Genomic DNA, 24,596 nt, shown 5'->3' with positions numbered 1-24,596 from the left:
AACAGGCGACCATGCTAACCCCACCAGGCGGATTCATCAAACCAGAGCGCACGGAGGGTGTTGTCACTTTTGCACATCAGGTTGTCAGCGTTGCGCGCGCGGTTTGCAGGGCTTGTCGTCAGACTGGTAAAAAACACAAGGAGAATACTATGCTGACCCAACCTGCTGATAAATATCGTGCCTCTCCGGTCGTGTCTCTGCCCGATCGCCAGTGGCCTTCACGCCAGCTCACCCAGGCCCCGCGCTGGCTCTCCACCGATTTGCGTGACGGCAATCAGGCGCTGGCAGAACCGATGGATCGGGAGCGGAAGATGGCATTCTGGGATCTGCTGCTGCGCTGCGGGTTCCGCGAAATTGAGGTCGCCTTTCCCTCGGCGTCACAAACGGATTTCGATTTTGTGCGCGACCTGATTGAGCAGCAACGCATCCCGGCGGATGTGACGTTACAGGTGCTGACTCAGGCACGCGAGGATCTGATTACCCGCACGTTTGCGTCATTACAGGGTGTTCCGCGTGCCATCGTTCATCTCTACAACGCCACCGCGCCGCTGTTCCGCGAGCGGGTATTTAAACAGAGCAAAGCGGAAATCGTAGAGCTGGCCATCGCGGGCGCATGCCAGATCCGCGCGGAATGCGAGGCGCAACCCGGGACTGACTGGACCTTTGAATATTCGCCTGAGACCTTCTGCTTTACCGAGCCGGAGTTTGTGCTGGAGATTTGCGAGGCGGTAGCCGATGTCTGGCAGCCTGACGCGCAGCGGCCGATGATTATTAATCTGCCCGCCACGGTGGAGGTGAACACACCCAATGTCTATGCCGATCAGATTGAATTTTTCTGCCGTCACTTCAGCCGTCGTGACGCCGTCTGTATCAGCGTGCATCCGCACAACGATCGCGGCACCGGGGTAGCCTGTGCCGAACTGGCGCTGCTGGCGGGCGCTGACCGGGTCGAGGGCTGCCTGTTTGGTAACGGTGAGCGTACTGGCAATGTGGACCTGGTGACGCTGGCGCTGAATCTCTATACCCAGGGCATTTCGCCGCAGCTCAATTTCAGCCAGATGCATGAGGTGATTGAGGTGGTGACACGCTGCAACCAGTTGCCGGTTCATCCCCGTCATCCCTATGCGGGTGAACTGGTCTTTACTGCCTTCTCGGGTTCTCATCAGGATGCAATAAAAAAAGGCTTCGCCATCCGCGCCGAACGGCAGGAGAAAGCGTGGCAGATGCCCTACCTGCCGCTGGATCCAGCCGACATTGGCTGCAGCTATGAGGCGGTGATCCGTGTGAACAGCCAGTCGGGAAAAAGCGGTGCGGCCTGGCTGCTGGAGCAGAATCATGGATTACAAATGCCACGTTCGCTGCAGCAGGATTTCAGCCGCTGTGTTCAGCATGAGACAGACCGGCACGGCGGCGAGATGACGCACTACGCGCTGTGGCAGCTCTTCTGCCGTCAGTATGGTGTCACACAGCCCATGGTGGCGTTACAGCGGGCGGACAGCCAGAGCGACAGCGGCGGGCAGACGCAGATCAGCGCCAGCGTAGTGGTTCAGGACCGCTCACTGACACTGACCGGCAGCGGCAATGGCTGGCTTTCAGCGGCGGTGAATGCTCTGCGCAGCGCGTTTGATCTGCATCTGACCATTGAGGACTATCACGAGCACACGCTGGGACGGCGCAGTGACAGCCGCTCGGTGGCCTATATCAGCTGCGTGGATGTCCGTGGTGTGCGGGCCTGGGGAGTGAGTATTGATAACGACACGGCCCGTGCCGCATTGCAGGCGCTGCTCAGCGCGGCAGGCCAGTTTCTAGAGGGGGAAAATAGTCCGTGGGCGCAACGCCCAGCAGACGACGAAACATCGCACTAAACGCACTGGGGCTTTCATAGCCCAGCTCCAGTGCCACCCGCAGCACGGAGTCGCCCTGCGCCAGTCGCGTCAGGGCGATGGCCAGACGGGCGCGCCGCACCCAGTCACTGAACTGCAGGCCAGTTTCGCGCATGAAATGACGGGCCAGGGTGCGGCCCGAAACGTTAAGGTGGGCGCTGGCGCGCAGCAGCGTCCAGTTTTCACCGGGTGTCTGCTTGATCTGCTCGCACAGCGCCTGTAAACGGGGGCTGTTGGGTGTCGGCAGTGCAAAAGGCAGCACATCCATGCCGCGAATCTCATCCAGAATTAACTCCATCACCCGCTCAGCCCGGCTCCCGGCGCTGTAGTGCTCCGGCAGGCTGAGGGCCGTGACGATTAACTCACGCAGCAGCGGCGAGATCTGTACCACCTGACAACTGGCGGGCAGATCGGCGCGCGCCAGTGGGTCGATAAACAGGGTACGTGCCGCCACGCTGCCGGTAATCTGCAGCGCATGGCGGGTAAAAGCCGGGAGCCAGACGCCGCGACTCGGCGGCACAACCCAGCTGCCAAACTCTGTCTCGACCCGCACCACGCCGCTTAAAGTATGGATCAGCTGGGCGCAGGCGTGATGATGCCAGGGTTCGCTGGCACCGTGCAGGTAGTCGTGCGCCAGTGGCACCAGCGGGCGCGTACTGAAGTCAAAATGCTGCTGACTCATTGCGCCTTCAGGTAGCGGTAGATGACCGCCAGATCCTCTTCGCCGTGTCCGGCGTCAACCGCCTGCTGCCAGAGCTGCGCGATGTTCTCCAGCGCCGGTAATGGCGTCTCTGCCGCATCCAGCGCCAGGCGGGCATCTTTGAGCGCCCAGATCAGATGCATCTGCGGTGTATAGTCGTCGCTGGCGATCATCCCAAGCTTCATTTTCGCATAAGGCGCAGCCAGTGGACCGCCCTCCAGCACCTGCCAGAGATCGTCGGTGGAGAAGCCGAACTGCCCGGCCAGTTGGGTACTCTCCGCCAGGCTCTGCATCATGCCGATCAGCCAGCTGTTGATGACCAGTTTCATGCGGCTGCTCTTGCCCGCCTCACCCAGCCACTTTGTCCCTTTACTGATGGCGGCAAACACCGCTTCTGCCGCCTGCGCCCGGCTCTGATCGCCGCTGGCCAGCACCAGAATCTGTGCGTTCTCTGCGGGCGCTTTGGTGCCGGAGACCGGTGCGTCGATCAGTAAAAGATCGGGCCGTTTTTCTGCGAAAAAGGCGATCAGCGCGTCGGTTTTCTCGATGCCAATGGTACCCATCTGGCACAGCGTCGCGCCCTGCTTAAACGCCTCTTTCGCCTGATGCAGCACCTGCTCGGTGGTGTCGCCATCGGAGAGCATGGCAATCACCACATCCGCCTGACGCACCGCCTCTTCCGGCGAGTCAGCCAGCTGTAAACCGGCCTCCAGCAGATCCTCACCGCGTGCGCGGGTACGGTTCCAGCCGTGTACGCGAAAGCCTTTTTTCAGCAGGTTGGCGGCAAATGCGTGCCCCATTGCGCCTAATCCCAGAACCGCCACTTCAGGTTGTTGCATGTTGACTCCCCTGGTTTATCTGTCTGTATCCGACCCTGTCGGATGATTTATCACGGAAAAGCTGAATTCCAGCCTGGCGGTAAACCGAAAAAAAATCCAGCCCGAAACGGTGTACCCCATCGCATCAAACCCTTACCATACGCGGCGATTGTTCCACCTGATTCATTTACGCTTCTTTTTTAGGCCTCTGATAATGAAAATAATCTCTCTGCGTCAGGCGACGCTGCTGATGTTGCCTGCCATTTTGCCGCTGCCGCTGCTGGCGGCAGATAATCAAAATACGCTGGTCGTAACGGCCGCGCCGCCGGAAACGGGCCTTAACGAACTCGACACGCCTGCCGCCCTGAGTGTGGTCAGCGGCGACGATATGCGTCAGGCAGCACCGCGCGTTAATCTGTCGGAAAACCTCAGCAGCGTGCCGGGTCTGCAGATCCAGAACAGGCAGAATTACGCACAGGACCTGCAGCTGTCGATGCGTGGCTTCGGCTCCCGTTCAACCTACGGCGTGCGCGGTCTGCGCATCTACGTGGATGGCATCCCGGCCACCATGCCGGATGGGCAGGCACAAACCTCCAATATTGATATCGGCTCAATTGATCATGTCGAAGTGCTGCGCGGCCCCTTTTCTGCGCTGTATGGCAATGCCTCGGGCGGCGTGATCAACGTGACGACCCAGCAGGGACAGCAGCCAACCACGCTTGAAGCCAGCAACTGGTACGGCAGTTATGGCAGCTGGCGCAACAGCGTCAAAGCCAGTGGTGCGACCGGTGACGGCAGCCACGCCGGGGATGTGAACTACACGGTCTCCGCCTCCCGCTTCACCACTCACGGCTATCGCGATCACAGTGCTGCCCAAAAGAACCTCGGCAATGCCCGGCTGGGCGTGCGAATCGATGATGTCAGTACCCTGACGCTGCTGTTTAACAGCGTTCACATTGATGCACAGGATCCTGGCGGTTTAACCGAAGCGCAATGGCGTGACAATCCGCGTCAGGTGGTGAGTAACGTTTCGCTCTATAACACCCGTAAAACGGTGGATCAGACTCAGGGTGGCCTGCGTTATCAGCGCCAGATGAGTGAAAACGACGACCTCAGCGTGATGCTCTATGCCGGGATGCGCGAAACCACGCAGTTCCAGTCAATTCCTGCCGCTGTTCAGCGCACTCCGTCTCATCCGGGTGGCGTCATCGCCCTGACCCGCCACTATCAGGGCGTCGATACCCGCTGGACCCATCGCGACACGCTGCTGTCGATTCCGGTGGCCGTGACCGGTGGCCTCGACTACGAAACCATGACCGAGCGCCGCAAGGGTTATGAGAATTTCACGGTCAGCAACGGCGTGACGCAGTTGGGTGAACAGGGCAATCTGCGCCGCAATGAACGCAATCTGATGTGGACGCTTGATCCTTATCTGCAGACGGCCTGGCAGCTGACCGATAAGCTGTCGCTGGATGCCGGCGTGCGCTTCAGCACCGTAAACTTTGACTCCAATGACTTCTATATCCGGCCTGGTAACGGTGACGACAGCGGTGAGGCGCGCTATCACAAATGGCTGCCCGCTGCGGCGCTGAAATATGCCTTTGACCCGGGCTGGAATGCCTATGTTTCTGCCGGTCGCGGCTTTGAAACTCCGACCATTAATGAGCTGTCTTACCGTTCAGATGACGCGACGGGCCTGAATCTGGGCCTGAAACCGGCCACCAGCGACACGCTGGAGATCGGCAGCAAAAAACGCATCGGCAATGGCTTGGTCAGCGCGGCGCTGTTCCAGACCGACACCCGTGATGAGATTGTGGCGGATGCCAGCAGCGGCGGACGCACGACCTATAAGAATGCCGGTCAGACCCGTCGTCGCGGTCTGGAGTTAAGCCTGGATCAACAGTTCGCCTGGGACTGGCGGCTGAAGATGGCCTATACGCTGCTGGATGCGCGCTACCGCAGTAACGCCTGTGGCAGCGACAGCTGTGACGGCAATCGCATCCCTGGCATCGCCCGCAACATGGCCTATGCCGGACTCGGCTATCTGCCGGAACAGGGATTTTACGCAGGCAGTGAGGTTCGCTATCTGAGCCAGATCGCCGCTGAAGATCAGAACAACGTGAATACCCCGTCTTACACCGTGGCGGCGGTGAACAGTGGCTATAAGTGGCTGGTTGAGAACTGGACGCTGGATCTGTTTGGTCGGGTCGATAACCTGTTTGACCGGCACTATGTGGGTTCAGTGATTGTGAATGAGAGTAATGGTCGCTACTTCGAGTCAGCACCTGGCCGTAACTACAGTGTCGGTTTAACGCTGGGTTATGCCTTCCGCTAAAAGCATCCGGGCCACCCTGGCGGTGGCCCGGATCTACTCGCTAATCAGCCGCGCGTTTTCAACTGCGCCTTAATATCCTCACAGCTGCCGGTTTCACCCAGACGCGGGAAGATCAATTTTACGCTGTTGTTGTGGGTATCCATGTTCAGATCGGTCATCGCATCCGTTGCTAACGTGACGTTGTAACCCAACTCATACGCCTGACGCGCGGTCGATTCCACGCCGATGCTGGTCGCAATACCGCAAATCACCACCTGAGTGATGCCGCGCTGTTGCAGCTCATCGTGCAGTGACGTGGCATGAAACGCACCCCAGGTTTTTTTGGTGACGGTGAGATCATTCTGCTGCGGGGTCATCGCCGGAACCAGCGTCGCCCAGTCGGCAGGGAATTCGCCGCTGTGACGCGCCTGCTCGTTGCGGCCTGGCGCTCCACCGGCCACATTAACCAGCACGACCGGCAAATCGTGTGCGCGAAACGCTTCGGCCAGATCGCCACAACGTTCGATCACTGGCTGCGGTTCGTGAACCAGCGGCAGCGCCACAATGCCATGTTGCAGGTCGATAACAATCAGCGCAGTTTTTGCATCAAGTGTGGTGACAGCCATGTTGAATCCTCGGGGTTAATCGTCAGTAAGTCGTTGCAATAGAGGGAGAATGTCGGTCAGCTGCTGCTGTTCTGCCGGGCTAAGCCGCGCATCCAGCGTCCGGACCAGCCAGTCATCGCGCATCGCGCGACTTGAGCTAATCACCGCGAGGCTTGATTCGGTGGGCCGATAGCGGGTTTTACGACCATCGTGGGGATCCGGCTCGCCGGTCACCAGTTCTGCCGCCACCAGCCCAGCGACGGTTGTGCCCATTGACTGAGTACGTACGCCCTCGGCAGCCGCCAGTTGCGTTACCGTCATTGCCCCGTCGCGCACCAGATGGCCCAACACCGCCACCTGCGACCAGGTGAGTTCGCCAGGCGGTGCCGACTCGCGTAACCGGCGGCCCAGTTTGCCCACCAGCATCCGCAGCATGGCAGCAGATTCAGTCAGATCGCTCATTACTCGTCTCCATCGATAAGCGAAAGTATAAAGATAGGAAGGTAAACTGTGTAGTTTGCTGCAGTATCAATTTGTAACGTCCGGGCGTTGCAGGTAGTGAATCAGGCTGTGGAAGCGCAGCGGTGTGCTGAGCGGGTTCCGGTAGCTGTGCGGCACGTCGGCCCTGAACTGAAAGGCTTCACCGGTAAGCAGACGCCGCCAGACATCCCCGACACCCAGCAGCAGTTCACCTTCAATCACCACTACCTGCTCCACGCAGCCTGCTTCATGGGGCGAAGAATGACTCTGCGCGCCCGCGGCCAGCTCCACTGCCAGCAGATCAAATCGGAGGTGTGGATCGTAAGGCAGCAGCGAGCGCACGGACATTTCGGCATTAGGCTGACTGAATCCTGTCGCTGTGCCGGGAGGTAGCGCGCTGCCGTCGATAAAAAAGGAAAAAGGCACGTTAAAACCGGTGGCGATCTTCCATAGCGTCGCCACAGTGGGACTCGATTCACCTCGCTCAATCTGCCCCAGCATCGCTTTACTGACGCCGGTTCGCTCCGCCGTGAGTGTCAGGCTCCAGCCATTGGCCTGGCGCAACTGTCTGAGCGCGCCGCTCAGGTGTTGCTGAAAATCTGCCATTTTCTCTCCTGAATTCCGGTCACGGGTCTATGACACCAGGGTAATAGTGTAACACTTGTGCGTTATAGCGCATCATGCGACCATGTGCGCTATAACGCACAACCTTACTGAGAGTCTGATCATGACGAGAGCGGAATCGTCCCGTTTTACCCTGCCGATGCTGGTCTCGGGTTTTGTTGCTGTGCTGGTGGGCTACAGCAGCAGCGGCGCAATCATCTATCAGATGTTTCAGGCGGCAGGTGCCTCGCCCGCACAGATTGGGGGCTGGCTGTCAGTGCTGGGCCTCGCGCAGGGAATTGTCTCAATCGGGCTGTCATTGCGTTATCGCATGCCGGTGCTGGCCGCCTGGTCCACGCCGGGCGCCGCACTGCTGGCGACCAGTTTCCACGGCATTTCGCTGAATGAGGCGGTTGGCGTCTTTGTTTTCGCCAACCTGCTGATTGTCGTGTCGGGTGTGACGGGTCTGTTTGCCCGGCTGATGAACCACATTCCCGCTTCACTGGCAGCGGCGATGCTGGCGGGTATTCTGCTGCGCTTCGGACTTCAGACCTTTGCCGATTTACAGAGCAATTTTGTGCTGTGCGGCAGCATGTGCCTGGCCTGGCTGCTGGCGCGTCGCTGGCTTACCCGCTATGCCATTCTGGTGACGCTGCTGGTGGGCGTTGTGATTGCGCTGGCGCAGCACGCCATCCACTTTCCGCAGCAGTCGATTATGCTGGCTCTGCCGGAGCCGGTGATGCCGCACTTTACCCTGGCCACGCAGCTGGGGATGGGCGTGCCCTACTTCCTGGTGACAATGGCCTCGCAGAATGCCCCCGGCATCGCCACATTACAGGCGCACGGCTACCGACCGCCGGTCTCGTCACTGATGAGCTGGACAGGATTGACTGGCCTGCTGCTGTCGCCGTTTGGAGGCTTTTCGGTCTGCGTGGCGGCGATTACAGCGGCGATCTGCATGAGCGATGAGGTCGACGAAAATCCTCAGCAGCGCTGGCGGGCGGCGGTGCTGGCCGGCATATTTTATTTGCTGGCGGGCGTGTCCGGTGCGCTCATTGCCGTGCTGTTCAGTGCGCTGCCTGCGGTGCTGATCGAGGCGCTGGCAGGTCTGGCACTCCTGGCAACGCTGGGCGGCAGCCTGCATCGCGCACTCGATGTGCCTGCCGAACGAGACAGCGCGTTAGTGACTTTTTTGATCACTGCGTCGGGTGTTTCGCTGCTGGGTATTGGTCCGGCATTTTGGGGACTGGCAGGCGGTATCATTGCTCACCTGGTGCTGGTGCGCAGAACCGTCTGATGACGTGATACCCGCTGAAATATCGGTTATTTTTCCACCCGCCGATGAAAAAAACACTGGATTTACCTCCTTTTCTGCCGTTTGATTTGTCATTGCCCCGCGTAAAATCAACCTAATCGTCGATAACACGCGATTTTCTGCCTCAGACAACGACCGATAAGGGCCCAACAGGTGGCAAAAACTATTCTGCGCAGCGGTAATCTGGATGCGGTTCTGGCGTTAGGTGAAAATGGCCAGCCGGTCTACGCCTCCGCACTGCAAATTCGTGAAACCCTGCGTCTGCGCCGTCAGGGCGCACTGGCAGATTGCCTGGCGATACCCCAGGCTAATGATCGGGGCGATCGCCTCGACTGGTATTCCCCTTTTAACGGCCGGGTGAAATCCTGGCTGGGCGCCAGCGATCATGAACGTCGCGCCGCACTGCAGCAGCTTACCGCCTGTCAGCAGGATATGCAGGCACTCAGTACGCGCGCGCGCGCGGCAGAGAACCCGTCGATGCGCCTGTTTGGTGCCCTGCTGAGCAAAACCCTGCAATTCCCCGACCAGCAGTATGTCTATCTGGTTGATGGTAAACCGGTTATCACCTTCTGGGGCTTTGTCGATGCCCAGGCACGCAGTCGTGATGATGCACTGGCCTGTCTGCGTGAGACGCTGGATGAAAACCTGCCGGCTACACTGGTTGAACCGCTGCCTGAGCTGCCTGCCACGCCCGTGGTCGCTGAGCCGATCATTATCGCTGAGCCCGAACCTGAACCCGAAGCGGCGGCTGAACCGCTGCCGGTTGTGGTGCCTGCAGAACCTCAGCCAGCCGCGCCTGTAGCGGCTCGCCGCCCTTTCCGCATCTGGTATCTGTTACCGCCCGTGGCGATTGCCGCTGCCGTGACGGTGGCCGTGCTGCTGCATAAGCCTGAGCCTGTGGTTACACCGGTTGCGACAACGAAGCCAGCCACAGCGACGATTACAACGCCAGCACCGGTATCTACTCCAACACCGGTTGCGAGTCAGGCACCAGTTGCGGCAACACCGTCAGCTGCGACGCCTCCTGCGGAGACAGTAACGGCCGAGAAACCACCCGAGTCGCTGCCTCAGGTCCCGGCAAACGCGGGCACCACCGACGCCGCGCCTGCTGCCTCATCTGCTACCCTTGCCAGTGTGGTAACGCCGCCGGTGCCAGCTAAAGCTGATGATCTGATTGTAACGCCGGACGCCGTGCGTGAAGGCCAGGTACAGGTGATTGATGGCCGCTGGCGGGTCACTATCGACCAGATGCAAACGCCAACCGGTAAGCCGCCTGTGATGCGCTTCCAGTTTAAAAATGGCAAAGGCAGCGTGCAGGTCGCTCAGGGTAATACCACCTGTAAAGCCGATGTCAGCGCCGCCATGACCAGCGCGGGTAACCTGGTTATTGAGAGCCGCTATACGGCGAAGTGCCAGAACAATTCGCGCTACCGTATGCCGCTGCTGGTCTGCCATGCGAGTATAGGCGCCGCTGTGTGTGAAGCGCAGTATGCTGAAGACCGGGTTTTCCCGATGACGATTAAGCGTGAGAGTAAATAACGATGCTGGCTCCCCTGATCGATGACAAACAAAAAATTACGCTGATTGAAAATAGCGGTGTGCAGTTTCTGGATTTTGGCCTGCAACTCTCCGATACCCCGGCGCGCCGCCAGTTTGTGCGCCAGACCGCCAATGGCCCGCTGCTGCGCCTGAAGGTCGATGGCAACAGCGGTAAGTTTCTGCTCTATCCGGAAGATGGGGGTGCCGCTGAAGTGGTGCGCCCGGAGTCCGATATCGCCCTGGCAGACTCCCTGACCCTGCTGTCAGCCTGCTGGCTGCCCTTGCCGATGCTGCGCTGTGCCAGCGGACGTCGCTTTATTGGTGGCCCTGAAAACTGGGCGCGGATGCGCCTGGTTGCCCTGCCCACTCCTGATGCGGCGGGCAATACCCATCGCGTCAGCCTGGCTTTCGACACCCGCTGCGTGGCGGAACAGGACGGTGGCGAGCAGCTCGGCCTGAGCCCTGCTGATGCACAAAATGGCGTGACCTTTGCGCTCGCCTGGCACAACTACGAGCTGGGCGAATTTCTTGATCTGACCTGGGTTGACGGCTGGCTGCGCGAATCCTTTACCGACCGCGTGTCCGATCGCCGCGAACAGGCGATTAATCAGGCACTGCGCGAGTTTGAGTATCAGGCGCACTACCTCAATCTGCTGGAGCTGCTGGGCGAACAGCTCGACCTCAGCGAAATTCACATTCAGGCCGCTACATTGCAGACCCCCGCGGTCAATGTCGATATCATTCTGGATGTCGGCAACTCCCATACCTGCGGCGTTCTGGTGGAAGATCACCCGGAAGAGAGCAACGGCCTGAAGCAGACCTATGAGCTGCAGCTGCGCGATCTCTCCGAGCCGCATCAGGTTTATAACGAGCTGTTTGACAGCCGTCTGGAGTTTGCCGAAACCCGTTTTGGTAAAGCGAATTTCTCGCTGGAAAGCGGTCGTGAACAGGCCTTTATGTGGCCGTCTCTGACGCGCGTTGGACGTGAAGCAAGCCGTCTGGCCCTGCAGCGTGTGGGACTGGAAGGCAGCACCGGCCTCTCCAGCCCGCGCCGCTATCTGTGGGATGAAGCGCGCTATCAGCCAGGCTGGCGCTTTAACACCCCTGGCGATCAGGCTGAACCGCTGGCCTACGCCGCACCCTTTACCACATTGCTGAACGACGAAGGCCAGCCGCTCTCTACGCTGGCACCGGACGATCGTCTGCCGGTCTTTTCGCCGCACTACAGCCGCAGTTCGCTAATGACCTTTATGCTGTGTGAGCTGCTGGCTCAGGCGCTGATGCAGATGAACAGCGCGGCACAGCGTCAGCGCATGCCACAGAGCCACGCGCCGCGTCAGCTGCGCCATGTGATCCTGACGCTGCCATCGGCGATGCCAAAGCCGGAGCGTGAAATTTTCCGCCGCCGGATGCAGGAAGCGCTGGCGCTGGTCTGGAAAGCGGAAGGCTGGCTGGCGGACGAAGATGAATTTACCCCCTCGCTGTCGCGTCAGACCCCGAAACCGCTGCCGGATGTGCAGATGGAGTGGGATGAAGCGACCTGTGGTCAGATGGTCTGGCTGTTCAATGAAACCCAGGTCAACTTTGCCGGTCGTGCCGAAGACTTCTTCAGCAGCATGGCGCGTCCGGACCGTCCGCGTGAGGCCGACGAACTGCCAGGAAAAAGCCTGCGTATCGCCTCGATTGATATCGGCGGCGGCACCACTGACCTCGCCATCACCCAGTATCGTCTGGACGATGGTCAGGGCAACAATGTCAAAATCACCCCGCGCCTGCTGTTCCGCGAAGGCTTTAAAGTGGCAGGCGACGATATCCTGCTGGATGTGATTCAGCTGTGGATTTTACCGGCGCTGCAGCAGCATCTTCAGAAAGCAGGTCTGACGCTGGCAGAACCGCTGATGAACAAGCTGTTTGGTCATGACAGCCGCATGGACGGTCAGGCGACACTGCGTCAGCAGGTCACCTTACAGCTGTTTATTCCGCTGGCGCAGGCAGTGCTGGAGCGTTACGAAAACTGGGATCCGCTGGAAAGTCACGCCGAGATCAACGCGCTGTTTGGCGAGCTGGTCGATCAGCCTCCGGGCGACGCGGTGCTGGCGTTTGTTAACGGTGAGATCCAACGTGAACTGGGTGGCAATAGCCGTTTTGACCTGCTGCAGGTGCCGCTGGTGGTCAGTCTGGCCCAGTTGCATGGCGAATTTATGCAGCACCGGATGGCAATTATTCCGGCGCTGCGCTCAATGTGTGAAGTGGTGTCGCTCTATCAGTGCGACGTGCTGCTGCTGACCGGTCGCCCGTCGCGCTTCCCGGGTATTCAGGCGCTGGTCCGTCATCTGCAGCCGCTGCCGGGCAGCCGTATTCTGTCGCTGGAAGGCTATCACACCAGCGACTGGTATCCGTTTAACAAACATGGCCGCATCGACAACCCGAAATCTACAGCGGCAGTCGGCGCGATGCTCTGTCTGCTGGCGCTGGATCTCCGCCTCAGCAGCTTCTGGTTCCGCGCAGGCGATTTTGAACCCTATTCGACCATTCGCTATCTTGGCATGCTTGACGAAAACCAGGCGCTAACGGATGAGAACCTGTGCTACAGCGAAATTGACCTCGACAATCCTGGCTATGCGCTGGATAAAAAAAGCAGTTTTCGTATTCGTGGTAACGTCTGTCTCGGCTTCCGTCAGCTTGATAACGAGCGCTGGCCCGCCTCGCCGCTCTATAGCCTGACGCTGAACGACACCACGCTGGCGCGTAAAGTGGCCGGTGAGAGCGTGCTGCGCATCAAACTGGCCGTAAAAGCCGGCCCCGATGCCTCCGGCCCGGAAACCCTGGTGCTGAGCGATGCGCGCCTGGATGATGGCACCCGCGTGCCGCTGGAGCAGTTAAGTCTGAAGTTGAATACCCTGTCGGCGACCGGCAATGCCAATGCGCAATACTGGATTGACAGCGGGAGCGTGTGTAAACGATGAAAGCTTTGAAACCTCGTCAGCCGCAAACGCTGGCAAAACGCCTTAGCCTGCTGCAGGACGCCCTGAATAACAGCCTGACGTGGATTGAAACTACCCGCGAGCAGTCACCACGTCTGGCGCTGGAAGCCGAAACCCTGACGCTGCAGCTGCGTCAGGCGCGCGTGCAGGCGCAGGCACTGGCGCAGCAGGTCGCACGTCCGGTGACGCTGGCACTGTTTGGTCAGTCACAGGCGGGCAAAGCCTGGCTGCTGAACGAAATGGTGGCCGATGCGCAGGGCCAGCTCGTGACCCGCATGGGCGATAAACAGCTGAGCTGGTTTCAGCACATCAATCCCGGCAATCTCGACTTTGCTACCGCGACCCGTTTCAGCCATCAGCGCGAGCCGCTCTCAAATGAGTGGCCGGTTGAACTGACGCTGCTGAGCGAAGCGGAGATTGTGCGGCTGATGGTCGCGTGTGCCGGAGAGACGTCGCCTGACACCGCGCAGATTGACAGCGCACTGCAGCGCCTGCAGCGTCATCGCCTCGCTACGCCGCTGGCCGGTCTTGACGGTGATGCACTGGTCACGCTCTGGTCCTGGTGCCGTCGTCGTTCACACCACGATGTGCGGCTGGACCGTCACTTCTGGCCGCAGGCGGTTGAGCTGGCGCCGTGGCTCAGCGTTGACGACCGGGTGCAGCTCTTTTCACTGCTGTGGCCTGCTCAGCCGGAACTGAACGAAATGCTGCGCAGCCTGCTGCATCTTCGTCATCAGCTGCGTAACAGCACCCGCGTAATCGCGCCACTGAGCCTGCTGACCGACGCCTCGCTGCTGCCGGCTGAACAGCTGATTGTGCCAGCCAGCGAGCAGGATCAGCAGCAGCTGGTCGAAGTCTGCCCGCTGAACGGTAACCGCATCGGCAAGGCGCAAAACGTGCCGCTGGGATTACTGGCGCTGCTGACGCTGGAAGTGCTGGTGCCGCTGAGCTCCACACCGCGCACTGCGCTCTATGATGATGCCGACATGCTGGAGCTGCCCGCGCCGGGTCAGTCCGGTGATGCGGCCACCCAGGAAGATCGTCAGCGTCTGCAACAGCAGGATCCCCTGCGTGCGGAGCTGCTGGCGCAGAAACGCGCCCTGCTGCCTGGTCTTTATGCCGCGCGTCAGGCGATTGACCTGCTGCTGGTTTGTACCGCAGCCAGTCACCGTCAGGATGTGGATCTCGCCAGCGAAACGCTGCGCGAATGGCAGCGTCAGCAGCCCGCTCAGGAATCGGCAGAGAAACCGCGCCTGATCTGGGCGATTACCCCGTTCGATGCCCGTCATCAGCTGGTCAATGTGGATGAAGCGGTGCAGCGTCAGATGGGACAACCGGGTCAGCACTGGGGATCGATGCTGGCACTGGATCGTGCGGGCGTCGACCGCATGGCAAGCTGGTTACAGGATGAGATGCAGCCGGAAGCCCGCCGCGACCTGCTGCTGGCTCAGCTGGCGCAGATTCAGCACACCGTGGTTGAGCGGCGTTTACTGCCCTGGACCGAAGCGGGTGCCAGTCCGGAACAGGCGGCACGCAAACAGAACATCGCCGACACGCTGCTGAAGTGTTTGCAGCATCGTACTGGCCTGCATGGCGAACTGCTGGAACGCCTGCAGCCGCCGCGTGAGGCGCTGCGCCAGCTCTGGCTTAATCAGTCAGCATTACAGGGCAGCAAACCCGCGAACAGCCAGGCACCGGAAAATCAGTTCGGCATCGGGTTCGAATTTGACCTGTTCAGTGAAAGCCCGGCCGAAGCACCGGTTCAGCCGGTTCAGCCGCGTCAGAGCCTGCAAAGCGCTCAGCAGTTCCCGCGTCAGGTGCTGCTGCTGTGGCTGGATCATCTGCGTCAGCTGCCGGAAAACCGCAGCCTGCTGGCGTTGCTCAACGTGGACAAGGCGACGATGGAGTGGCTGGTTGAAGAGTTAATTACGGCCGGTTTCCGTACCGATATCGCGCAGAAACTGCAGCAGGCGCTGCATGAACCCGATTCGCAGAGCGTCAGCCATGAATCACGCGCCGATCGTCAGGTGACGCGGGCGATGACGGTGCTGGGGGATTTTGTTGCCTGGCTCGGCTTTTTACAGCGCCCTGAAAGCGAACGCCCCGACAGCCGCGTTAACCGGGGTCAGGTGATATTCTCACGTCCTCCGGCGCCCAGCGTCAGCTTCAGTGCCGGTCAGCGTCTGACCAAACTCTCAGCGGCCCCGGCTAACCATACTGCCTATTATATCTACGACTGGCTGGTGGGGCTGAATCAGGTCATCATTGAGAACAATGGTTATACCGGCGGCGGCGATCTGCCACTGGCAGCCCGTGAAGCGCTGGTTGCCCTGCTCAGGCCACTGCGCGCTTAATCAATGATCAGGCGCAGTTCGCCCTCCAGCGACTGCGCCGCCTCTTCCAGCAGCGCCAGCACTGGCGCTAAATCGGCCTGATGCGCAGCATAGTGCTGCAGCCAGACCGTGGCTGGCAGCGCCATCCCACCCGTCAGCCAGTCCCATAACGCATCAAGATTATGTCCGAACGTCTGCGGACAGCCGCTCTGATCAGCAAGCGCCTGATAAAAGGCCGCGCGCGTGGTGAGTTGACGCAGGTCAAAGGTCAGATTAAGCATGATCAGGGTACCTGTCTGAAGCTGCGGTAGTGATCGGTGGAGAGAAACACCAGCCCGTCAGTGGAGTAGACCAGACGATCGGCGTCGCGATGACCACAGCGATAATTCACATCCGCTTCATACCACTGACGACCTGCACGCGATGGCAGACGTTTTTCACGGTTGGTAAATCGATCGCCGCCGATAGCTTTTCCTGGCAGAACTTCGCAAAGATTGCCTTTGGCTGGATTCCAGCCACGCTTACGCGCATCGCTTTTAGTGAGGTAGTAGTCCGGCAATTGCTGATGCTGCAGCACCCAGCGGGCCACGGTATGGGCATCGGTCAGGGTGGCGATATCCGCCTGGGCAGGTGTAGAACCCGTGTTCAGATAAGGTTTCAGGCCGTAGAAACAGGCCGCGAGGACAAGGAAAAGTCCAATCCAGAGTTTTTTTGACATGATGGCATCCGAGACAACAGGACGCAGATGATACCAGTTTTATGCACAGAGAAAAGCGCGGGCCAGACAAGCTGGCCCTGGCGAGGTTAAGCTGCGTGCGATTCCCCGCTGTGACGACGCCATGCACCCGGCGCGACACCATACTGACGTTTGAAACTGCGGTTAAAGGATTGCTGCGAGTCGAAACCTAACGAGATCGCCACATTGAGAATCGGCTCATCGGTGGTGGTCAGGCGATCGGCTGATTTTTTCAGCTTCTTAACGCGGATATATTCACCCAATGGATAACCGGTGTGCTCTTTGAACATACGCTGCAGGTGCCATTTGGAGTAACCCGCACGCTCTGAAACGGTATCCAGATCCAGACGTGCTTCGATGTTGTTATCAATCCAGTCGATTAAATCGTGAATAAAGGCATCACTCATCATTCCAGTCTCTCCTGTCGCCGTGGCGAAAAGTATTAGTATCAGTTGCAGTTACACTTAAGGGTGGCTGACTATGCCATTTAATGCAAGTTTTATTAGTACATTAAATGCCGCACTCTTTGTAGGGTTTATGCTGATCTGTTCAGGTCTTCATCGCCCTGCCCTAAACCGCACATAAAGTGTATCTGTTATTCTTGCAGTTGCCAGCCCCGCAAGCCTACACTCACCGCGATTAATTGCAATCTTAAAAGTTGCAAATATTGGCCTGCAGGCCGCCTGTTTATATCTATCGCGGAATAACAACAATGATTACGAACCGGGTTCGTCAGGGTTTAACCCTCTTAGGGATGGTACTGCTCATCACTCAACTGAGCGGCTGCGACAAGGGTGTGGCGCAAAACGCCCCGCCGCCACCGCCTGAAGTGAGCGCCGCACCCGTGCTGATCAAGCCAGTCAGTCAGTGGGACAACTTCAATGGACGGGTTGAAGCAGTGCAAAGCGTGCAGTTGCGTCCGCGCGTCTCGGGCTACATCGACTCGGTTAACTATCGGGAAGGCGATGAAGTCAAAAAAGGTCAGGTGTTGTTTACCATTGATGACCGGAGTTACCGCGCGGCGCTGGAGCAGGCCAAAGCGGAACTGGCTCGTGCACGCAGCCAGGCGAGTCTGGCCCGCAGTGAGTCCGGCCGCAGCGAGAAGCTGATCGGCACACAGGCGATTTCCCGCGAGGCGTGGGAACAGCGTCGTTCTGCTGCCAGTCAGGCGCAGGCCGATGTGCTGGCCGCAGAAGCCGCGGTCGATATGGCGCAGCTTAACCTGGACTTTACCCGCGTCACCGCACCGATTGATGGTCGCGCCAGCCGCGCGCAGATCACCGCTGGTAACCTGGTCACCGCTGGCGACAGCGCCAGCGTGCTGACCACGCTGGTGTCGCAGCAGCAGATGTATGTCTACTTCGATGTCGATGAGAACACGTTCCTCAACTATCAGGCGATGGCGCGTCAGGGCCAGCAGCGTCATGCGTTGCCGGTCGAGATTGCGCTGGTTGGCGAACAGGGTTTTCCGCATCAGGGCAAAATCGATTTCACGGATAACCAGCTGACCGCCAGCACGGGCACTATTCGGATGCGCGCCCTGCTCGACAATCAACAGCGTCAGTTTACGCCGGGTCTGTTTGCCCGCGTGCGTCTGCCAGGCAGCGCGCAGTTCGAGGCGGTGCTGATCGATGATAAAGCGGTGTTAACCGACCAGGATCGGAAATATGTCTACGTGGTGGATGGAGAAGGCAAAGCGCAGCGGCGCGATATCCAGCCCGGCGCGATGATAGATGGCCTGCGTATTGTTAAGTCGGGTCTGCACGCCGGTGACAAGGTAATCATCGCCGGTCTGCAAAAAGTGTTTATGCCCGGCATGCCGGTCACTGCTCAGCAGGTCGCCATGCGTGCGGCAGCCGCTCAATAATTCGAGGCCGCTATGGACTTTTCCCGCTTTTTTATCGACCGGCCAATTTTTGCTGCGGTGCTGTCGATCCTGATTTTTGTCACCGGCGTCATTTCCATCCCGTTACTGCCGATCAGTGAATATCCCGACGTCGTGCCACCCAGTGTGCAGGTGCGTGCTGAGTATCCTGGCGCTAACCCGAAGGTGATTGCAGACTCCGTGGCGACGCCACTGGAAGAGGCGATTAACGGCGTCGAGAACATGATGTACATGAAGTCTGTGGCCGGTTCGGACGGCGTGCTGGTGACTACCGTCACCTTCCGTCCAGGCACCGATCCCGATCAGGCACAGGTGCAGGTGCAGAACCGCGTGGCACAGGCGGAAGCCCGTCTGCCGGAAGATGTGCGTCGTCTGGGGGTAACAACCCAGAAGATGTCGCCGACCCTGACGCTGGTCGTTCACATGTTCTCACCCAACAATACCTATGATTCGCTCTACCTGCGTAACTACGCCACGCTGAAGGTGAAAGATGAGCTTGCGCGTCTGCCGGGCGTCGGTCAGATCCAGATTTTCGGCGCAGGCGAATATGCGATGCGCGTCTGGCTTGATCCCAATAAAGTCGCGGCGCGTGGTCTGACCGCCTCTGATGTGGTGACGGCGATGCAGGAGCAGAACGTGCAGGTTTCTGCCGGTCAGCTGGGTGCCGAGCCACTGAAAAAGCAGAGCGATTTCCTGCTGTCGATCAACACGCAGGGACGACTGGAGAGCGAGCAGGAATTCGGCGACATCATCCTGAAAACCTCAGAAGATGGCTCGCTGGTGCGCCTGCGTGATGTGGCGCGGATTGAGATGGGTTCAGGCAGTTATGCCCTGCGCTCGCAGCTGAATAACAAAGACGCCGTTGGTATTGGTATCTTCCAGGCGCCTGGTGCTAACGCCATTGACCTCTCCAATGCGGTTCGCGCCAAAATGGATGAGCTGGCGACCCGCTTCCCCAACGATGTGAAATGGGCCGCGCCTTATGACCCGACGGTGTTTGTCCGGGACTCTATTAAAGCGGTGGTTCAGACTCTGCTTGAAGCGGTGATCCTGGTCGTGCTGGTGGTGATTCTGTTCCTGCAGACCTGGCGCGCCTCGATCATTCCGTTGCTGGCGGTGCCGGTTTCTATCGTCGGTACGTTTAGCGTGCTCTATCTGCTCGGCTTCTCGCTGAACACCCTGAGCCTGTTCGGACTGGTGCTGGCGATTGGTATCGTGGTGGATGACGCCATTGTGGTGGTGGAGAACGTCGAACGTAATATTGAGATGGGACTTTCGCCACGCGCAGCGGCGCATCAGGCAATGCGAGAGGTCTCCGGGCCGATCATTGCGATTGCGCTGGTGCTTTGCGCGGTGTTTGTGCCGATGGCGTTTCTGTCGGGCGTTACCGGGCAGTTCTACAAGCAGTTTGCCACCACCATTGCGATCTCCACGGTCATCTCGGCTATAAACTCACTGACGCTCTCGCCTGCGCTGGCAGCGATGCTGCTGAAAGGTCATGATGCGCCGAAAGATCGGTTAACGCGGATCATTGACGCGCTGTTTGGCTGGCTGTTCCGTCCGTTTAACCGCTTCTTCCAGCGCAGTGCGCATGGCTATGAATCACTGGTTGGTCGCACGCTGCGTCGCCGTGGTGCGGTGTTTGGTGTGTATGTGCTGCTGCTGGCCGGTGCTGGTTTTATGTTCCACACCGTGCCAGGTGGATTTATCCCAACACAGGATAAGCTCTACCTGATTGGCGGCGTGAAGATGCCGGAAGGCTCGTCACTGGCGCGCACCGATGAAGTGATTCGTAAGATGAGTGAAATCGGTATGCAGACCGAAGGCGTCGCCTATGCGGTGGCGTTCCCCGGCCTGAATGCGTTGCAGTTCACTAATACGCCAAACAGCGGAACGGTCTTCTTCGGCCTGAAACCGTTTAATGAGCGCAAACATACGGCAGCGGAGATCAACGCGGAGATCAATGCGAAGATCTCGCAAATCCAGCAGGGGTTTGGCTTCTCAATTATGCCACCGCCGATTCTGGGGCTAGGTCAGGGTTCCGGTTATTCGCTCTATGTGCAGGACCGTGCCGGTCTGGGCTATGGCGCATTGCAGACGGCAATCAATACGCTGTCGGGCAGCATCATGCAGACTCCAGGGATGCACTTCCCTATCTCCTCCTATCAGGCCAACGTTCCGCAGCTTGATGTGAAGGTTGATCGGGATAAAGCCAAGGCACAGGGCGTGTCGCTGACTGCCCTGTTCAGCACGTTGCAGACCTATCTTGGCTCATCGTATGTGAATGACTTCAACCGCTTTGGCCGCACCTGGCGTGTAATGGCGCAGGCGGATGGCGATTTCCGCGACAGCGTGGAAGATATTGCTAACCTGCGCACCCGAAACGACCGCGGTGAGATGGTGCCGATTGGCAGCATGGTTAACATCACCACCACCTATGGCCCCGACCCGGTGATCCGCTATAACGGCTATCCGGCGGCGGATTTGATTGGTGATGCCGACCCGCGCGTGCTCTCTTCAGCGCAGGCAATGAGCCAGCTTGAGGCGATGTCCGGTCAGCTGTTGCCGAACGGCATGAACATCGAGTGGACTGACCTGAGTTATCAGCAGTCAACTCAGGGCAATACCGCGCTGATTGTCTTCCCGATGGCTGTCCTGCTGGCGTTCCTGGTGCTGGCGGCGCTTTATGAGAGCTGGACGCTGCCGCTGGCAGTGATCCTGATTGTCCCTATGACGATGCTCTCTGCGCTGTTTGGCGTCTGGCTGACCGGCGGTGACAACAACGTCTTCGTGCAGGTCGGACTGGTGGTGCTGATGGGGCTGGCCTGTAAGAACGCGATTCTTATCGTGGAGTTCGCACGGGAGCTGGAGATTCAGGGCAAAGGCATTGTGGAAGCGGCGCTGGAAGCGTGTCGCCTGCGTCTGCGTCCGATTGTGATGACCTCCATCGCCTTTATCGCTGGCACCATACCGCTGATTCTGGGTGAAGGCGCAGGTGCAGAAGTGCGCGGCGTGACCGGCATCACCGTTTTCTCCGGTATGCTCGGCGTGACGTTGTTCGGCCTGTTCCTGACGCCGGTGTTCTATGTCGCCCTGCGCAAACTGGTGACGCGCCGGTCTGGCAATGCAGAGTCAGTGACGGTGTAAACCACAGAAGTTAATCAGGGCGATCAACTGATCGCCCTTTTTTTATTTGTGATTCATTGATTGCCTGTCAATCCGGCTTCGCGGGTTAACGCTGACCTAATTTTTCATTCAGCGTTTCAATGATAAACGCATTGAGTGAGGTTTCATTTTCAGCTGCCGCCTGAGTCAGGCGCTCTCCCAGCGATTCAGGGTATCGCAGCGTGAAGGTTTTGATTTTTTCCTGCTCAGCGTAAGGATTGATGCCGGAGGCTGCACAATCTTCCAGGTATTCGCGCAGCGAAATGTCGCCCTCTTTGTAGAGGCCCTGTACGCTGTCAGAGACAAAATCACAGTAACCTGACAGGCCAGTAAAGCGTCCACGGAACATATTGAGTTCGGGGACATAGGTGATCACCGCGGGTTGCCCGGCGACGTTAGCCAGATCTGAATGATTATCCATCTTTGGCCTCCTGCATTCTAATTACCTGAATATCAGCAATGGATTTTCTAAATAATAAATTGATTAATAATATAAAACTTACCATACATATATCGGTACACTTCAGTGGAAGCGAACGTGATCTGACTCATCTTACGCTCCCTCATTTCATTCGCTATTCACTAGGGCAAAAACTCTACTCACAGTCATTAACCACATGACCCGTTAATCATGAGAGTTAAAGTCTGGCACTTAAATGACTTTTTATCTTTTCCAGAAAAGTTCGCACCGTTTCCCCCCAGGGTTCAGGATAGAACTCTCCCTGGCTGATGGATTCAAACGTCTCTGTAAGTACCTGATCATTCGACGATAGTAAATACTCTGCTTCCTGACAGACTTTTGCTGCTGTTTTTGGATTCTCAGTTTCTAAATAACTGTCCAGTATTTCTTCTACCGTTTCCCCAAAAAGATCATAATCCTGACCAAAAAAAAACCCGAATAAGCGTTCCAGTATTTTTATAGCTTTTATTCATTGATAGCCTCAGAAAGAAGGATATGAAGTCAGAAAATAATAGGGTTTTCCGTTAATTTTCTCTTCCCCTCAAATTTTACTTCCATCAAAAGCCAGAAAACAGATTTTCGTGAACGTGTTCTCTTGTCATTTCAGAAAACGAAAACAACATTTATATTTTGATGGATGCTGAACTTTCAAATGTTCCCTCAGGTTCAGCGTGATAACCGCCCCAGGAAGTGAGTTATTGGCTTATGGTGGTTTTGAGGCAGGCTGTTACGGCTCAGCAGGCATAAAAAAAGCCGCTATCAGCGGCTCTTTTTGCAGAGGTCATCAATCTCTTCGGGTTCAGGCTCTGGCACGGCAGTGCAGTTGCTGGTATCGCGTACCTTCAGCTCATTCAGCGCGTCTGCCACGGTGCGTTTTGCCAGCACATCCAGCGACGCCTGCTCGGCTTCATCAGCTATCGACTTAAAGTACCAGCAGAGGTTGGCACTGACCAGACAACGCGGTGCGACATCAGGACGCGCGGCCCAGATTTTTTTGTCTTCAATGACGGAGACATAGATATCCCGCAGGGTAATTTCCGCAGCAGGACGGCCCAGGTGAATGGAGCCTGTACGGCCCAGCGTCGAGACGATAATGCCGTCACGGGTCAGCGGAACCATTAATTTTCGTATGAAACTGGGATTCGCTTCAAGCCCGTAGGCCAGAATCGCGCTGGTAGAGCGTTTACCCATTTGCTCCGCCATCGCTACGCTCAGAACCATTTGCAAAGCTGTCGGGAAGCGATAATCAAGCATTTCTTTATCCTGAGTTGCGGTGGATCTTATTGTTTTATTGCCGCATAAGTGAACAATCAATGAGCAATAAATATAACAAACACTGTTGCTTTTTTGAAGCAAGCCAGCGGTGACAAGGCACGTATTCACCAAAGGCGGAGGCCCGATAGCACAAGGTGCTTAGCCTGCTAACGGCCCGCTTCTCTCAAAACTTAATGGCCCCTGCTATCGGGCGGTGGTGACCGATACCGCCGGTAATCGCTGCTTCAGCGCCATAACCAGTACCACGTTAAAGATTGCTAAGGTGCAAAGCAACCACAGCGTCGCCGGCGCGCCCATTCTTTCAAACACATATCCACCAATCAGCGGTGTCAGCGCCTGTCCCATTAATGCCGGGCGGGCCATTTTGCCCACCACGATTGCGTAAGACTCTGGTTTGACCATCACCAGCGGCAAAGTTCCGCGCACGATGGCACGTAAGCCATTTCCTGCGCCATACAACACCATGCTCAGTATCGCCATCTGTGGAAAGATCGCCAGCAACAGCAAGCCTGCGGCGACCAGTCCGACGGAGAAAAAGGTGGTTCGAATGGGATGACTGCGCTTAAAGGCGATGTCGACGAGTCGGGATCCCACCTGACACGGACCCATCACAGCACTGATCGCCAGCGCCGAGGTCAGCGTATGGCCCGTCGCCTGCAACAAAGCGATGAGCTGGACCGAAATCGCTGTCATGATCACGGACGCCAGCGTAAAAATGGCGCACAGTAGCCAGAACAGCGCAGGTTCGATCTCCGCTGAGGCAGGCTCCCTGCTCCGTCTTTTCACAGGCTGCTTCGCGTGGTTTGCCGGTATGGCAAACAGATAAGCAGGCAAAACGCAGACCACCATCATGGCTGCAATAATCAACGTGGCATCCCGCCAGCCAAAGCCGTGAATTAACAACGCCGTGCCTGGCCAGACCAGCGTGGTGCAGAAGCCCGAAATCAGTGTAATGCTGGTAATCGCGGAACGCGCCTTACCGCCATAGCAGGTGCCGAGGGTGGCAAACAGCGCATCATAGAGGCCCATCGCCATTCCGATGCCAATAATTACCCATGCGAACAGAAACAGCGGCAGCGTGACGCTGTAAGCCATTATCACCAGCCCCACCGCCATCACGACGCCACTCAGTGCCAGCAGCAGGCGGCCACCGGTTCGGGCGATAATTCTGCCCGCCAGCGGTGACAGCAGGCCCGACACCAGAATGCCGGTTGATAGCGCGCCGTAAATCCACTGCTGTGACCAGCCGGTCTCTGCGGCAATCGGATTCGCCATTACCGCCATCAGGTAGAACGACCCGCCCCAGGAAAGTATCTGTACCCAGCCAAGGGTAAAAATGGCGGCGATGCCGGGTTTGATGTTCTGATTCACAAGGGGTCTCTTCATTAGCAGGCGAACCGTTTTATAACATGTTCTGCGATAAGCCAAAATGCGTGATCTCCTTTTCGCTGGCAGGCCAGACAGACCGCACGGTTTTTTGATTAAACCTTATAGTATGTTG

General features: G+C 58.0%; 20 protein-coding genes. 8 read left to right on the top strand and 12 right to left on the bottom strand.

The window, feature by feature from the left end:
• Positions 1–149 precede the first annotated feature (149 nt).
• Complete coding sequence (gene leuA / locus AC6I77_RS08775) at positions 150–1,865, top strand: 2-isopropylmalate synthase (protein WP_497816822.1); 1,716 nt, start codon at positions 150–152, stop codon at positions 1,863–1,865.
• Here leuA and AC6I77_RS08770 read toward each other — a convergent pair.
• A complete protein-coding gene (locus AC6I77_RS08770; RefSeq protein ID WP_033762954.1) occupies positions 1,786–2,565 on the bottom strand; it encodes an AraC family transcriptional regulator in 780 nt (259 codons plus the stop codon). The two genes, leuA and AC6I77_RS08770, sit on opposite strands and share 80 nt — an antisense overlap.
• Positions 2,562–3,422 (bottom strand): NAD(P)-dependent oxidoreductase, encoded by an 861-nt coding sequence (locus tag AC6I77_RS08765; RefSeq protein ID WP_003853485.1) that lies wholly within the window; start codon positions 3,420–3,422, stop codon positions 2,562–2,564. The genes AC6I77_RS08770 and AC6I77_RS08765 overlap by 4 nt, the downstream gene beginning before the upstream one ends.
• Before the next feature lie 193 nt (positions 3,423–3,615).
• On the opposite strand from AC6I77_RS08765, the gene pqqU reads away from it, so the two are divergent.
• On the top strand, positions 3,616–5,736 hold the full coding sequence (gene pqqU, locus AC6I77_RS08760; protein ID WP_375150565.1) for a TonB-dependent receptor PqqU: 2,121 nt from the start codon (positions 3,616–3,618) through the stop codon (positions 5,734–5,736).
• Positions 5,737–5,780: 44 nt separating this feature from the next.
• Here pqqU and AC6I77_RS08755 read toward each other — a convergent pair whose 3' ends face one another.
• From AC6I77_RS08755 to AC6I77_RS08745, 3 genes are all read right to left on the bottom strand, one after another.
• Complete coding sequence (locus AC6I77_RS08755) at positions 5,781–6,341, bottom strand: isochorismatase family protein (protein WP_457171676.1); 561 nt, start codon at positions 6,339–6,341, stop codon at positions 5,781–5,783.
• Between the two features lie 15 nt (positions 6,342–6,356).
• The gene (locus tag AC6I77_RS08750) at positions 6,357–6,782 is read right to left on the bottom strand and encodes a MarR family winged helix-turn-helix transcriptional regulator (protein WP_003853479.1); all 426 of its coding nucleotides are present in this window, start codon (positions 6,780–6,782) and stop codon (positions 6,357–6,359) included.
• 66 nt (positions 6,783–6,848) lie between these two features.
• Positions 6,849–7,406 (bottom strand): helix-turn-helix domain-containing protein, encoded by a 558-nt coding sequence (locus AC6I77_RS08745; protein ID WP_008926247.1) that lies wholly within the window; start codon positions 7,404–7,406, stop codon positions 6,849–6,851.
• Positions 7,407–7,527: 121 nt separating this feature from the next.
• Here AC6I77_RS08745 and AC6I77_RS08740 point away from each other — a divergent pair, with 121 nt between their 5' ends.
• The 4 genes from AC6I77_RS08740 to AC6I77_RS08725 all read left to right on the top strand — a co-directional run bounded on the left by AC6I77_RS08740 (position 7,528) and on the right by AC6I77_RS08725 (position 15,595).
• Positions 7,528–8,700, top strand: coding sequence for a benzoate/H(+) symporter BenE family transporter (locus tag AC6I77_RS08740; protein ID WP_008926246.1), 1,173 nt, complete (start codon positions 7,528–7,530; stop codon positions 8,698–8,700).
• 171 nt (positions 8,701–8,871) lie between these two features.
• Positions 8,872–10,257, top strand: a complete 1,386-nt coding sequence (locus AC6I77_RS08735) for an SrfA family protein (protein ID WP_187512632.1) — start codon at positions 8,872–8,874, stop codon at positions 10,255–10,257.
• A 2-nt stretch (positions 10,258–10,259) separates the two neighbouring features.
• Positions 10,260–13,223: a virulence factor SrfB gene (locus AC6I77_RS08730; RefSeq protein ID WP_039660289.1), complete on the top strand. Its 2,964-nt coding sequence runs from the start codon at positions 10,260–10,262 to the stop codon at positions 13,221–13,223.
• Positions 13,220–15,595: a virulence factor SrfC family protein gene (locus AC6I77_RS08725; RefSeq protein WP_497816821.1), complete on the top strand. Its 2,376-nt coding sequence runs from the start codon at positions 13,220–13,222 to the stop codon at positions 15,593–15,595. The genes AC6I77_RS08730 and AC6I77_RS08725 overlap by 4 nt, the downstream gene beginning before the upstream one ends.
• On the opposite strand, the gene AC6I77_RS08720 is transcribed toward AC6I77_RS08725, so the two are convergent.
• The 3 genes from AC6I77_RS08720 to AC6I77_RS08710 all read right to left on the bottom strand — a co-directional run bounded on the left by AC6I77_RS08720 (position 15,592) and on the right by AC6I77_RS08710 (position 16,720).
• Positions 15,592–15,855, bottom strand: coding sequence for a barstar family protein (locus tag AC6I77_RS08720; RefSeq protein ID WP_008926242.1), 264 nt, complete (start codon positions 15,853–15,855; stop codon positions 15,592–15,594). The genes AC6I77_RS08725 and AC6I77_RS08720 overlap by 4 nt on opposite strands.
• Positions 15,856–15,857: 2 nt before the next feature.
• Positions 15,858–16,292, bottom strand: a complete 435-nt coding sequence (locus tag AC6I77_RS08715; protein ID WP_039660292.1) for a ribonuclease domain-containing protein — start codon at positions 16,290–16,292, stop codon at positions 15,858–15,860.
• Positions 16,293–16,378: 86 nt separating this feature from the next.
• Positions 16,379–16,720: a helix-turn-helix domain-containing protein gene (locus AC6I77_RS08710; protein ID WP_003853463.1), complete on the bottom strand. Its 342-nt coding sequence runs from the start codon at positions 16,718–16,720 to the stop codon at positions 16,379–16,381.
• A gap of 302 nt (positions 16,721–17,022) precedes the next feature.
• Between AC6I77_RS08710 and AC6I77_RS08705 the strand changes: the two genes are divergently transcribed.
• Positions 17,023–18,177: an efflux RND transporter periplasmic adaptor subunit gene (locus AC6I77_RS08705; protein WP_003853461.1), complete on the top strand. Its 1,155-nt coding sequence runs from the start codon at positions 17,023–17,025 to the stop codon at positions 18,175–18,177.
• Positions 18,178–18,189: 12 nt separating this feature from the next.
• Positions 18,190–21,342: a multidrug efflux RND transporter permease subunit OqxB gene (oqxB, locus tag AC6I77_RS08700; protein WP_003853459.1), complete on the top strand. Its 3,153-nt coding sequence runs from the start codon at positions 18,190–18,192 to the stop codon at positions 21,340–21,342.
• Between the two features lie 85 nt (positions 21,343–21,427).
• On the opposite strand, the gene AC6I77_RS08695 is transcribed toward oqxB, so the two are convergent.
• The 4 genes from AC6I77_RS08695 to AC6I77_RS08680 form a co-directional block, all read right to left on the bottom strand.
• Positions 21,428–21,781: a type II toxin-antitoxin system HicB family antitoxin gene (locus tag AC6I77_RS08695; RefSeq protein WP_039660293.1), complete on the bottom strand. Its 354-nt coding sequence runs from the start codon at positions 21,779–21,781 to the stop codon at positions 21,428–21,430.
• 217 nt (positions 21,782–21,998) lie between these two features.
• A complete protein-coding gene (locus AC6I77_RS08690) occupies positions 21,999–22,271 on the bottom strand; it encodes a contact-dependent growth inhibition system immunity protein (RefSeq protein WP_231572333.1) in 273 nt (90 codons plus the stop codon).
• A gap of 308 nt (positions 22,272–22,579) precedes the next feature.
• Positions 22,580–23,074 (bottom strand): RrF2 family transcriptional regulator, encoded by a 495-nt coding sequence (locus AC6I77_RS08685; RefSeq protein WP_003853455.1) that lies wholly within the window; start codon positions 23,072–23,074, stop codon positions 22,580–22,582.
• Between the two features lie 204 nt (positions 23,075–23,278).
• Entirely contained in the window at positions 23,279–24,481 is a 1,203-nt protein-coding gene (locus AC6I77_RS08680; protein WP_225613735.1) for an MFS transporter, read from the bottom strand.
• Between the last annotated feature and the right edge of the window lie 115 nt (positions 24,482–24,596).

This window comes from Pantoea sp. X-Soil-ISGK-259 (genome assembly GCF_059730705.1).
Note: the sequence above shows the minus strand (reverse complement) of the source record. Positions and strands in the feature narration are given on the sequence as shown.